The sequence below is a fragment of the Pseudomonas sp. UBA4194 genome, from assembly GCF_002379585.1.
Classification (GTDB): domain Bacteria; phylum Pseudomonadota; class Gammaproteobacteria; order Pseudomonadales; family Pseudomonadaceae; genus Aquipseudomonas.
The window spans coordinates 17198-28611 of sequence record NZ_DFUE01000044.1 but is presented as its reverse complement, the minus strand read 5'-3'; the positions used below and the strand labels follow the sequence as shown (position 1 = coordinate 28611).

Below are 11414 nucleotides of genomic sequence, written 5' to 3'. Positions count from 1 at the left end.
TCTTCCTGATCGTGGGTGACGAAAATCGTGGTCAGGCCCAGTTCCTGTTGGATCTGCCGGATCTGTTCGCGCAGGTGCTTGCGAATTCGCGCATCCAGCGCCGACAGTGGCTCGTCGAGCAGCAACAGGCGAGGGCGGGTCACCAGTGAGCGGGCCAGCGCGACGCGCTGACACTGGCCACCGGACATCTGGTGCGGGTAACGCTTGGCGAAGTCGCCCAGTTCCACCAGCCCCAGGACTTCGCTCACGCGCCGAGCGCTCTCGGCGCCCTTGACCTTTTGCATGCGCAAGCCGAAGGCGATGTTCTGTTCCACGGTCATGTTGGGGAACAGGGCGTAGCTCTGGAATACCATGCCAATGTCGCGTTTCTGCGGGCTCAGCGGCACCAGGTCTTGCCCGTCGAGCAGGATCTTGCCGGCGTTGACCGAGGTCAGGCCGGCGATGCAGCGCAGCAAAGTGGATTTACCACAGCCCGAGGGGCCGAGCAGGGTGATGAACTCGCCCCGTTCGACGCTGAAGTTGATGTCGCTGAATACCGGGGTGTCGCCGTAACGCTTGTCCAGTTTTTCGACGCTGACGAAACTCATATCAGTCTTGGTCCTTGTTCAGTCGGTTGGCGCCCCAGGTGAGCACCAGCACGAAGAGGAAATAGGAGATCACCAGCGCGCTGTTGAAGTGGCCGCTGCTGTTGCGCATGTTGTTGAGGTACACCTGCAAGGTCTCGTAACGGGTGCCTACCAGCAGGTTGGCGAACACGAATTCGCCGAACAGGAACGAGAACGACAGCAGCAGGGCAACCATCAGGCCCTTGCGCAGGTTGGGCAGCACCACCAGGAACGCTGCCTGCCAGGTACTGGCGCCGAGCAGTTGGGCAGCGTCCATCAGGTCGCGAAGGTTGATGGCCTGCAGGTTGTTGGTGATTGCCCGGTACATGAACGGCAGGGCCACGGTGAAGTAGCAGCCGATCAGAATCCATGGCGTGCCGACCATGGCCAGGGGACCGGAGCCGTACAGGTTCAGCAGGCCCACCGAGGACACTACCGGCGGCACTGCGAAGGGCAGCAGGATGAGGATATTCATCAGCGCGTCGAGCCTGGGGAAGTGGTAGTGCACCACGAACAGCAGCGGCAGGATCACCACGACCGACAGCACCAGAGCGCCCACGCAGACGATCAGCGATTGGCCAAACGCCTGCAGGAAGCGGGGATCGCTCCACAGTTGCAGATACCATTTGAACGTCAGCCCGCTAGGCAGGATGCTCGCCGACCAGCTGGTGGCGAATGAATACAGCAGGGTTCCGGCCAGGGGTAACAGCAGGATCAGGAACAGCAGCCACACCACGGTCTTGTGGTAGAGGCTGGAGGCGTTGATTTCAGCGCGCGACATGGTAACTCCTTCGCAGCAGCCATTGGTGGACGAGGGTCACCAAGGTCATCAGGCCCACCAGAATCATCGCCAGAGCGCTGGCCAGGTTCGGGTCCAGGGTGATGTTCCCGGCCACCATCGCGGCGATGCGGATCGGCAGTACGTTGAAGTTGCCGGTGGTCAGCGCGTAGACCGTGGCGTAGGCGCCCAGCGCGTTGGCCAGCAGGATGACGAAGGTGCCGAGCAGGGCCGGGGTCAGCACCGGCAGGCCGATGTGGCGCCAGTAGTCCCAGGTGCTGGCGCCGAGCAGGGCGGCCGATTCGCGCCAGTCTTCGCGCAGCGCGTCGAAGGCGGGGTAGAGCAGCAATACGCCCAGGGGGATCTGGAAGTAGGTGTAGGTGATGATCAACCCGGTCTTGGAATACAGGTTGAAGTCATCGATCAATCCACTTTGCTTGAGCAGCATGGTGATGGCGCCGCTGAAGCCCAGCAGGATGATGAAGGCGAATGCCAGGGGCACCCCGGAGAAGTTGCTGGTCATGTTGGCGAAGGCGCTGACGAAGTCCCTCAGCCTGGAGTCGACCCGGCGCAGGGAGTAGGCGCCGACCACAGCGATGAGGATGCCCAGCACACTGGACCAGAAGCTGATTTCCAGGCTGAACTGGATGGCTTGGCGATAGAAGCGCGAGCCGAAGGCTTTGCTGAAGTTATCCAGGCTCCAGCCGGTGGTGGTTTGCAGGCTGTGGATGGCGACCCAGGCCAGGGGCGCGATCTGCAAAGCGATGAAGAACAGGGCGAAAGGCAGTAGCAGAAGCAGGGCCATGGACTTGCCGCGGGTGGGGTTGCTCATGTTTCGACAGCTCCGTGGCACGGGGTGATGGGTGTCTGTGCGGGCCTCATCGCGGGCAGAGCCCGCTCCCACAGGGTAGGGTGGTGTCAGAAACTGCTTTTTCTGGCCACCGATCCCCTGTGGGAGCGGGTTCTACCCGCGATGGGCTTCACTGATTCACCGCGGTCACTGCATTTCCGAGATCACTTGTTCCTGCCACTGCTCTGGCAAGGCCTTGGAGCTGGCTTCCCAGGCGGCTGGTTTCTTGATGGGCGTGACGTTCTTGTATTGCTCGGAGGGCAGCAGCTTGGCGGCCACGTCTTCGGGCAGCTTCACGTGATCGGCGCGAATGGGCCGCGCGTAGCCACGGGCCAGGTTGATCTGCCCGGCATCGCTGAGGATGTACTCACGAGCCAGCTTGGCGGCGTTGGGGTGCTTGGCGTACTTGTTGATGATGGTGGTGTAGCCGGAGATCACAGAACCGTCCGAAGGAATCAGCACGTCAAAGCGTTTCGGGTCGATCTGGTCGCGATAGCTCAGGCCGTTGAAGTCCCACACCACACCTACTTCAATCTCGCCTTTCTCCAGCGTCTGAATGGTCGGGTTGGCCAGCGACAGGCGCTTCTGCTGGGCCAGCTTGGTGAACAGCTCCAGGCCTGGCGCCAGATTGGTCTCGTCGCCTTTGAAGGCAATAGCCGCGGCGAGCACGCCATTGGCAGCCTGGGCGGCGGTGCTCACGTCACCAATGGCAACCTTGTACTTGCCTTTCTCCAGGTCAGCCCAGCTTTTCGGTGCGTCTTCAGGCTTGACCAACTGCTTGTTGATGATGAACGCGATGGTGCCGGTGTAGGCCAGCATCCAATGGCCGTCGGCGTCCTTGGCCCAGTCCGGGATCTGTGACCAGGTGGAAGGCTTGTAGGGCTGGGTCACGCCCTGCTGGGTAGCGATAGGCCCGAACGCAGCACCGACGTCACCGATGTCGGCGCTGGCGTCGTCTTTCTCGGCGGCGAACTTGGCCACTTCCTGAGCCGAGCTCATGTCGGTGTCCATGTGCTTGAGGCCGTACTTGCTGGCCAGGTCATCCCAGGTTCCTTTCCAGTTGGCCCAGGCATCGGGCATGCCGACGCTGTTGACCATGCCTTCGGTCTTGGCCGCGGCTTCCAGGGTTTTCAGGTCGGTGTCCGCGGCCATGGCCATGTTGCACAGGGCGATGCTCGAACCTAACAGTGTGGCCAGGAAAAGCTTTTTCATCCGTAGCTCCTATGGGCGCCTATCGAATCGCAGGGTTGAGTGGCAAGCGTTGGTCTAGATCAGCAATACCTGAGCCAATGTAGGCAGGGCGCATGACATTTTGATGTCCGCAGCCTTGGCGCAAGGCTTGCAAAGCCCGCTGGAGGGGCTTTGGGGTAGAGCGTAGACCAGTTTCAAGCGCTTGATCCGCAAGGGCTTGGGCCCGCTCGACGCAGCTGTATCCAGACCGTTGGGCCGAGCTGTCATCGCACAGTCATTTGCAGTGCCTAGGCTTTGGGTGATGAATGCCGTGCGCCTTTTTGGCCCTGGACTAGACCAGAAGGAAGATTTTGATGCGCGCCACCGCTCCTCGCGCTGTGACCCAGATCTGCCAGGCACTGCAAGACCAGATTGAACATGGGCTGCTGTCCTCAGGCTGCAAGCTTCCGGCCGAGCGCAAGTTGAGCGAGGTGTTCGCCACCACCCGCATAACCCTGCGCGAAGCGTTGCTGCAACTGGAAGCGCGCGGGCTTATCTATCGTGAGGAACGCCGAGGTTGGTATATCGCGCCACCGCGGCTGACCTATGACCTGGTCAAGCGCAGCCATTTTCATGCGATGGTGCGCGAGCAGGGCCGTGAACCTTCCACGCAGTTGCTCAGCGCGCGCTTGCAGCCAGCGCCAGCGCCGGTGTGCGAAAGCCTGGGGTTGGCGCCGCTGTCGAGTGTCATCCAGCTGTGTCGGGTGAGGCGCATCGACGCGCGCGCGGTGCTCTATGTGGAGCACTATCTGGACCCCCAGTACTTCGATGGGATTCTGCTGCTGGATCTGAGTCAGCCGTTGACCGAGCTGTACGCCCGGCATTATGGGATCGAGTACGGTCAGGTGCGTTTCGAGGTGGTGCCCACGGCGCTGCATGCCGAAGCGGCGGCGGCGTTGAAAGTGTCGGTGGGCAGTCCGGGATTGCGCATCACTCGGGTGAATTTCGATCAACGGGGGAGGTTGATCGACTGCGACATGGAGTACTGGCGCCATGATGCGATCAGGTTGAGTGCCTGGGTGGGGTGAGAGGGTGTCAGTGCTGGCCTCATCGCGGGCAGAGCCCGCTCCCACATGTGAGCCCAGGGAGATCACCTGTGGGAGCGGGTTCTACCCGCGCTGCCAACGCAATCCTCAGTGATTCACTGTAAACGCCAGCATTGCCGACAACTGACACATCGGCCGGCCACTCTCGGCATGCCACTGGTTGAAGGCGGCTTGTACCGCAGCCTGATCGCGCTTGCTGCTGGGCACTTTGTCGACGATGTCCTGGGCGTTCAGGGCCGCCACCACATCCCAGGTCGGAATGAAGGTGTCCTTGCCCACCATGCGCAGGAAGCGTGGCGCCGAGAGCCCGCCCATCTGGTTGCCGTGCTTGGCCAGGTATTGCCACAGCCCAGTGATGTCGTCGACTGGCCAGTCGGCGATGAACTGGCCAAAGCTGCCGTGCTCGTGGGCGACGTCGAGGATCATCTGCGCGTTGCGCGGCACGCTCTTGAGTTTGCCCAGATGACGGATGATACGGGTGTCCTGCATCAGCCGCTCGAGGTGCTCGGCGCCCATCAGCACCACCTTTTCTGGATCGAAACCGAAAAACACCTGTTCGAAGGCCGGCCATTTGGCGTCGACCAGGCTGTGTTTCAGACCGGCCCGGAAAACCCGCAAGGCCAGGGTAGACAGGTAGCGGTCGGCACTGATTTTGCGCAGTTGGGCGGGGGTTTTGGCGGTGGGCAGGTGGGATTCCAGGGCCTTCTGCGAACCGAAGCGGTTCAGGCAGTATTCGTTCAGCCATTTGTAGTCTTGCATGAAGCGGGGTTCCTCTGCGGTTTGAGGGTGGCTGGGCGGACGCTTTCGCGGCTTTTACGCCGCTCCTACAGGGGTGCTGTGGGGTGGCTTTTGGGGCTTTTATGCCGTTCATACAGGGGGGCTGTGGGGTGGCTTTTGGGGCTTTTATGCCGTTCATACAGGGGGCTGTGGGGTGAGTTTCGCGGCTTTTACGCCGCTCCTACAGGTGCTGTGGGGTGTCGTCTTCGCGCAGCCATACCTCGTCGATACGGTGGTCCGGCGCCTTGTGCAGCACCATCTGTGCCCGCTCGCGGGTGACCAGGATGTTCTCGGTGAGGTTCTTCAGGTTGACCTCTTCCCACAGATAGTCGGCACGCGCTTGCGCCGCGTCGCCCGATAGACTGGTCAGGCTCATGAACCGTTCCATGTACCAATGGCGAATATCGTTGGTCTTGGCGTCCAGGTAGATGGAGTAGTCGTGCACGTGATCCAGCTGCAGGATGTTCAAGCCCTCCAGAATCAGGATGTCGGGCTGGTCGATCTGGTGCTGCTGCTCGCTGATGTCCTTGATCGCCTGGGAGTACACCGGCACCTGCAGACCGCGCTGGCCCTGCTTGAGGTCATGCAGGAATGCCTTGAGGTCGTCGGTGCGGTAGCTCTCCGGAAAGCCCTTGCGAGGCATCAGCCCACGCGCCTCCAGCATCTGGTTGGAATACAGAAAGCCATCGGTGCTGACCACTTCGACGCTGGGCTTTTCCGGCCACTGCTGGAATTGTTCCTTGAGCAGCGCCGACAGGGTGCTTTTGCCCACCGCAACGCTGCCAGCGATGGCGACCACGAAGGTGTATTCATGGCCCAGGTAAGCACGATGGATATGCTCGGCGACCCACGCCAGGGTCGGCTCGTCGCCGAGCGCGTCCGCAGGGTATTTCTTGTAAGACTCGGTTCTCAAGCGTGATCCGCCATTGTGCGATTCAACTGTGACCGCCACCGCGCGTACAGCAAGGCGCTGCAGAACACCGCCACGCTGGCGGTCATTTCCAGCAGCCCGAAGAGCTGGCGATGGGGGTCGAAGGCGGCTAGCGCGCCCTTGATGAAATACAGATTGATAACGAAGCAGGCCCAGGCATGACCTCGAGCACTGCCCACCAGCATGCCGGGTGCCAACAGCAGCAGGGGCACCAGTTCGACCAGCAGGATGACCCAGGGGCGGGCACCGTGCAGGTTGGCGAAAAACAGGTAATACACGCAGAGCAAAGCGACCAGCCCGGCGTAACTGGCCAGCGCTGCGGCGCGGGCCAACCGCACCCGCGGCAGCAGCCAGGCGAGCGATGGCAACGGCCTGGCCGTCCTAGCCACGCACGGTGCCCAGTTGTGTGGCGGTGTTCGCCAGGCGTTGGCCCAGGGCGCGGCACAGGGTTTTCTCGTGCTCGTCCAGCGGACGTTTGCCGTTGCCACCGGCGTGATGGCTGGCGCCATAGGGGGTGCCGCCGCCTTGCGTCTCCAGCAATGCCGACTCGCTGTAGGGCAGGCCGGTGATCAGCATGCCGTGGTGCAGCAACGGCATCATCATCGACAGCAGCGTGGTTTCCTGGCCGCCATGCAGGCTGGCGGTGGAAGTGAATACGCCGGCTGGCTTGCCCACCAGGCCGCCACTGAGCCACAGGCTGCTGCTGCCGTCGAGGAAGTACTTGAGCGGCGCTGCCATGTTGCCGAAGCGGGTCGGGCTGCCCAGGGCCAGACCGGCACAGTTCTTCAGGTCGTCCATGCTGGCATACAGAACGCCGGCTTCTGGAATCGTCGGGGCGACCGCTTCACATTCGGTGGACACGGCCGGCACGGTGCGCAGACGCGCTTCCAGCCCGGCCAACTCGACGCCACGGGCGACCTGGCGAGCCATCTCGGCGGTGGCACCGCTGCGGCTGTAATACAGAACGAGGATATACGGCGCACTCACGGCAAAATCTCCAACACGTTTTCCGGTGGCCGGCCGATGATCGCGCGGTCGCCATTGACCAGGATTGGCCGCTCGATCAACTTCGGATGTTCGACCATGGCGGCGACCAACTGCGCCTCGCTCAGGCTCGGGTCCGCCAGGTTCAGGGCCTTGTAGTCTTCTTCGCCGGTACGCAGTAACTGCCGCGCACCGATGCCCAGTTGCTCCAGCAGGCGCGTGAGGGTGGCAGCATCGGGCGGGGTTTCCAGGTAACGCACCACGTTCGGCGTCAGGCCGCGCGCTTCCAGCAGCTCAAGGGCTGCACGGGATTTGGAGCAGCGGGGGTTGTGGTAAAGCGTCAGGTCGGTCATGGGAAATATCGCCTCCGGCATCGAGTGGCGGGTATTCTAACCACGTGGCGGTCTTCGGTCGCCTTTTTCGCATGGCAGGTATCGATGAGGGGGGAACACATGACACGGCGTATCGCGGCCAGCCTGGCCTTGCTGGCGACTTTGTTGTTGAGCGGCTGTGGCGCCGATTACGGCCCTGACCAGAACGGCAGGACGATTGCCGCCAAAGACCTGGACAAGCAGTGGCTGGTGGTCAATTACTGGGCAGAATGGTGCGGCCCTTGTCGAACCGAAATTCCTGAGCTGAATGCCTTGGCAGAGGGCTTGAAGGGGCAGGGCGTGAGCGTGCTCGGGGTGAATTTCGACAACGTCCAGGGGGACGAGCTGAAAACCGCCGTGGATGCCTTGGGTATTCGCTTCACGGTCCTGGCGCAGGACCCGGCGCCGCGCTTCGATCTGCCGCGCAGCGAGGCATTGCCCGTGACCTATATCATCGACGGCCAGGGCAAGGTGCGCGAGCAGTTGATGGGCGAACAGACAGCCGAGGGGATCAAGGCGCGGCTGGCGGCTTTGAAAGGGGTTTGAGGTCTGTAGGGGCTGGCAGGGCCTCATCGCGGGCAGAGCCCGCTCCCACAGGGGGATCTCCATCGGGCTGGTATCTCTACATGGCTCAGGTTCCTGCAGGCACCTGGGAGATTGGAAGGGGTTTGAGGTCTGTAGGGGCTGGGAGGGCCTCATCGCGGGCTCTGCCCGCGATGGGGCCCTCCCTGACGCTCCAGCAATCACCTGACCCCATTGCGCTCCAGGCGATACGCACTCACGGCCTCGTACACCGCCTTGCGTAACCGATTGATCCCGCCAATCGGTCGGTGGGCCTCGATTCCGTGCCAGGGATTGAAGCTCAGGTTGTCGCACATCAGATTCTGCCCTGGCGTATCGAAGTCCTGAGCGGGCACACGAATGTGCGCCACCGTCTCGAACGGTGCGTCGCTCTCCTGCCACTGCACGCTGGTGTCCTCGATCGGCATGTACCGGTTGGCGTTCTGGCGCTGAATCTGCAGGGCAAAGCACGCCGGCTGACGGTCCGTGGACAGTTGCTGGTACAGGGCGCTGCGCAGAAAGTTGGGCAGGTCCTGGTTCTGCTTTGGCGGAGTATAGGCCGGGCACGAGCCCACCTCGGGAGCGACCCTGAACTTCGCGTTGACGCTGCCGAACTTGTACGGCGACACCGAAAAGTAGGTGGTCAACATCGGGCTGGTCGGCGCTTCGGACAGGGTCGACAGGGCGATGAACAGATGTCGCAGTTGCCAGGCCCGCGGGTCCCATCCGGGAAGGAACGCCGTGACCTTCTTGCCCTCGGCCTGCGCCGCTACATTCTGCTGATATTCGGCCACGTCGCTGACGAAGAAGTTGGCGTGGTTGAACATCACGAAGTCCTGGTCGCCGCGCCCCTGCTGGCCAGGCAACAATTGCTGACCCGGCACGTCGAGGAGTTTGAGGGCCATGCCGCGGGCATCCTTGATGTTGTCGAACTGCGGATAGGCGTTGCCGTTGGACAGCCGCATCCACGCCTGCCAGGTCTTGCCGGGCTGGCTGAACACCCCTTGGCGCAGTGCCGGGTCGAGGTCGGCCGGCACGCTGACTTCGGCCTGAACGCAGCCATGGGCCTTGGCATGGGCGTCACGCAGGTAGCGCGTGGGCTCACGGTGCTGGTCGACGATGCGGATCGCGGTCTGGATGATGCTCTGGGTCATGGCCGCTTCGCCAGGAGGAATCTGCTCTTCGGCCGACACCGGCCCGGAAAACTTCCACGCGTACCACAGGGTCGCCAGCAGCCAGCCGAGTAGTGCCATACCCACCAGAACCAGTGCGCCCTTGAGTACCACCGAGCTGAGGCGCAGCCACAGCAGGGCCAGCCGGCCAGGCTGGCGGGCAGTGAATAGACGACGGTTGATCATGGCAGTTGTTTCTCCAGCGGGCCGCCCAATACCTTCAGGTATTCGAGCAACGCCCAGCGTTCTTCAGGTTGCAGTAGCCGGCCAATAACCCCAGCGCCCCGTGGTCCATCACGGAATTCATGGCCGCTGTTGGCATTGCCGGTGACCCGAGTGTCGTACAGGAAGCCCCCAGGGAAGGCTTCACTGCGGTAGCCCAGATGGGCCGGGTCATATTCCAGGTTGCCGCGGTAGAACGTCTGGGCGCGTTCGTCCTGTGGCGACAGCAACTGGTAGAGGCTGGGCACCGAGCCGTTGTGCAGGAAGGGCGGGGTGGCCCAGACGCCGGCCAGCGGGCGGGCCTTGTACGCGCGCAGTTCGCGTACGCCAATGTCCATGCCGAAGCCGTTGAAGTCGGCTTGCTCCTGGGGAGTGATTCCGGCATCGCGATAGGCCCGGGCTTCGACGAACGCTGTGACATAGGCCAGGCCCTTGGCCACGGAGATGGCCTTGAGGTCCAGCGGATTGTCGTCCTGCAGCTTGACGTTCATCTGCTTGAGCGCCTCTACGTCCCAATTCAGGGCCGTGACATCGAAGCGATGGTCGGCAATGTTGTCGGCCGCCGTCGGGTCGGTGCCCATGTAGCTCACCGGGCGCATCTGCAGCTTGGCAACCGGTCTCGCCCCGCCGGTTTCGATCACGGGAACATGGCAGGCCGCGCAGTTTTCGTTGAACAGCAGTCGACCCTGCGCCGCGCGGTTCAGGTCGACCTTGCCCAGCACGGCTTCGGGCCACTGAGGAGCGGGCAGGCGTTGCAGGGCTTGCTCGATGCGATGCAGTTCGCGCACGCGCACGCTGGAGGGGTAGCGGTCGTTGCCGGTGAGCGGCTGGCCATGCTTGTCGAAGAAATTCAGGGTGGCGCCGACCCCCAGCGCCTCGCCGATGTTACGCGCCATGGGCTGTTCGGCCGAGCCGTTCCACTGCACCCAGTCGAAGGTCCAGATGTCCCACAATTGCGGGTAGTCCACTGGGGCATTGCCGACTCGATAGTTGGCGGGGCTGATCGCGTCGCCGAACGTGGCGTTGGCGATACGCCCGAACGCATCCGCCCGGCCCGGGCCTTCCTCGGTGGGGTAGAGGCCGCGGTGAGTGTCGTTCCAGGCGGCGGCCACGAACCTGTTCAGCGAGGCTTTGAAGGCTTTACGCAGGGTGTCCTTGCCTGCCTCGTAGCCATCGTCGCCCAGCACGGCGAGGGCAAAGCGCTTGAACTTCCAGGGTGTGTAGTAGGTGACGGCCATGCTGGCCACCAGCGCCTGGCCGAAGCTGCCACCGCGCAGGGTCGGCACGGTGGACGGCAGCACGTGCTGGGCCGTGCCGCCATCCACTCGCAGGGCGGTGCCGTTGAAGCGCAGCTCGCCGGTATGGCAAGCCGCGCAGGTGATGTCCAGATACTGAGGGCCGCCGGCGACGTTGCTGTGCCGGGCGAAACCCAGGGGCAGATTGTCGGGGTTCTGGGGGTGGCCGGGTTCGATCAGGAAACCGAAGCGCCCGAGGTTTTCCGGGGCAGCGAAACGCTCGCGGTTGAAGGGCTGTTCCAGGTGCAGGAACCAGTCGTAGTGCAGGCCCTTTACCTGGGTGCCCTGGGGGGTGAAGTAATAGGTGGCGCGGTCTTCGTCGCTCCAGTCCTGCAGGTGTTGCAGATCGCGCGCGGGGCTGTAGCGCGGCAGGTTGGGATTGGCGGTGTAGTAGATGACGATGGCCAGGGCCAGTCCGACTGCCAGCAGCATGATCAGCAGGGCGCGAGTGATGAAGCGCATGGGGCACGTTCCTTGTGGGTTGGGGCGGTTTATGCCTGAAATCCAGGGTGATGGCAACTGGCCTTTAATGGCTTCTTGCGGGTATTTGTGTGGGGCAGTGCTGGCGCCTTCGCGGCTGTACGCCGCTCCT

General features: G+C 62.9%; 13 protein-coding genes. 2 read left to right on the top strand and 11 right to left on the bottom strand.

The annotated features are described in order from the left end of the window. The 4 genes from B3397_RS11860 to B3397_RS11845 form a co-directional block, all read right to left on the bottom strand. A partial coding sequence (locus B3397_RS11860) for an ABC transporter ATP-binding protein (protein ID WP_296250222.1) occupies positions 1-587 on the bottom strand: 587 nt, incomplete at its 3' end. A 1-nt stretch (position 588) separates the two neighbouring features. Next, positions 589-1386, bottom strand: a complete 798-nt coding sequence (locus B3397_RS11855; RefSeq protein ID WP_296250220.1) for an ABC transporter permease — start codon at positions 1384-1386, stop codon at positions 589-591. Further along, positions 1373-2215 (bottom strand): ABC transporter permease, encoded by an 843-nt coding sequence (locus tag B3397_RS11850; protein WP_296250217.1) that lies wholly within the window; start codon positions 2213-2215, stop codon positions 1373-1375. The genes B3397_RS11855 and B3397_RS11850 overlap by 14 nt, the downstream gene beginning before the upstream one ends. Before the next feature lie 165 nt (positions 2216-2380). Further along, positions 2381-3445, bottom strand: a complete 1065-nt coding sequence (locus B3397_RS11845; RefSeq protein ID WP_296250215.1) for an ABC transporter substrate-binding protein — start codon at positions 3443-3445, stop codon at positions 2381-2383. A 332-nt stretch (positions 3446-3777) separates the two neighbouring features. Here B3397_RS11845 and B3397_RS11840 point away from each other — a divergent pair, with 332 nt between their 5' ends. Beyond that, complete coding sequence (locus B3397_RS11840; RefSeq protein WP_296250214.1) at positions 3778-4491, top strand: UTRA domain-containing protein; 714 nt, start codon at positions 3778-3780, stop codon at positions 4489-4491. A 105-nt stretch (positions 4492-4596) separates the two neighbouring features. On the opposite strand, the gene B3397_RS11835 is transcribed toward B3397_RS11840, so the two are convergent. From B3397_RS11835 to arsC, 5 genes are all read right to left on the bottom strand, one after another. Then, entirely contained in the window at positions 4597-5268 is a 672-nt protein-coding gene (locus B3397_RS11835) for a DNA-3-methyladenine glycosylase I (protein ID WP_296250212.1), read from the bottom strand. 199 nt (positions 5269-5467) lie between these two features. Beyond that, complete coding sequence (locus B3397_RS11830) at positions 5468-6199, bottom strand: type I pantothenate kinase (RefSeq protein WP_296250210.1); 732 nt, start codon at positions 6197-6199, stop codon at positions 5468-5470. Further along, positions 6196-6585, bottom strand: a complete 390-nt coding sequence (locus tag B3397_RS11825) for a DUF2069 domain-containing protein (RefSeq protein ID WP_414704378.1) — start codon at positions 6583-6585, stop codon at positions 6196-6198. The genes B3397_RS11830 and B3397_RS11825 overlap by 4 nt, the downstream gene beginning before the upstream one ends. 13 nt (positions 6586-6598) lie before the next feature. Continuing rightward, positions 6599-7204 carry an NAD(P)H:quinone oxidoreductase gene (wrbA, locus tag B3397_RS11820; RefSeq protein WP_296250207.1) on the bottom strand — a complete coding sequence of 202 codons (606 nt, stop codon included), beginning with the start codon at positions 7202-7204 and terminating at the stop codon, positions 6599-6601. Continuing rightward, positions 7201-7554 (bottom strand): arsenate reductase (glutaredoxin), encoded by a 354-nt coding sequence (gene arsC, locus B3397_RS11815; RefSeq protein ID WP_296250205.1) that lies wholly within the window; start codon positions 7552-7554, stop codon positions 7201-7203. Before arsC ends, wrbA begins: the two co-directional genes overlap by 4 nt. Positions 7555-7653: 99 nt before the next feature. Here arsC and B3397_RS11810 point away from each other — a divergent pair, with 99 nt between their 5' ends. Next, positions 7654-8118: a TlpA disulfide reductase family protein gene (locus B3397_RS11810; protein ID WP_296250202.1), complete on the top strand. Its 465-nt coding sequence runs from the start codon at positions 7654-7656 to the stop codon at positions 8116-8118. 197 nt (positions 8119-8315) lie between these two features. Here B3397_RS11810 and B3397_RS11805 read toward each other — a convergent pair whose 3' ends face one another. Both B3397_RS11805 and B3397_RS11800 read right to left on the bottom strand, forming a co-directional pair. Beyond that, a complete protein-coding gene (locus B3397_RS11805; RefSeq protein ID WP_296250199.1) occupies positions 8316-9491 on the bottom strand; it encodes a catalase family protein in 1176 nt (391 codons plus the stop codon). Beyond that, the gene (locus B3397_RS11800) at positions 9488-11284 is read right to left on the bottom strand and encodes a di-heme-cytochrome C peroxidase (RefSeq protein ID WP_296250197.1); all 1797 of its coding nucleotides are present in this window, start codon (positions 11282-11284) and stop codon (positions 9488-9490) included. Before B3397_RS11800 ends, B3397_RS11805 begins: the two co-directional genes overlap by 4 nt. Positions 11285-11414 lie beyond the last annotated feature (130 nt).

What these genes read in the sequence shown, in the direction of transcription:
- B3397_RS11850 (WP_296250217.1), bottom strand. Translation starts at nt 2,215, where the DNA reads ATGAGCAACCCCACCCGCGGCAAGTCCATGGCCCTGCTTCTGCTACTG.
- B3397_RS11855 (WP_296250220.1), bottom strand. Translation starts at nt 1,386, where the DNA reads ATGTCGCGCGCTGAAATCAACGCCTCCAGCCTCTACCACAAGACCGTG.
- B3397_RS11805 (WP_296250199.1), bottom strand. Translation starts at nt 9,491, where the DNA reads ATGATCAACCGTCGTCTATTCACTGCCCGCCAGCCTGGCCGGCTGGCC.
- B3397_RS11840 (WP_296250214.1), top strand. Translation starts at nt 3,778, where the DNA reads ATGCGCGCCACCGCTCCTCGCGCTGTGACCCAGATCTGCCAGGCACTG.
- B3397_RS11800 (WP_296250197.1), bottom strand. Translation starts at nt 11,284, where the DNA reads ATGCGCTTCATCACTCGCGCCCTGCTGATCATGCTGCTGGCAGTCGGA.
- B3397_RS11810 (WP_296250202.1), top strand. Translation starts at nt 7,654, where the DNA reads ATGACACGGCGTATCGCGGCCAGCCTGGCCTTGCTGGCGACTTTGTTG.
- arsC (WP_296250205.1), bottom strand. Translation starts at nt 7,554, where the DNA reads ATGACCGACCTGACGCTTTACCACAACCCCCGCTGCTCCAAATCCCGT.
- B3397_RS11835 (WP_296250212.1), bottom strand. Translation starts at nt 5,268, where the DNA reads ATGCAAGACTACAAATGGCTGAACGAATACTGCCTGAACCGCTTCGGT.
- B3397_RS11845 (WP_296250215.1), bottom strand. Translation starts at nt 3,445, where the DNA reads ATGAAAAAGCTTTTCCTGGCCACACTGTTAGGTTCGAGCATCGCCCTG.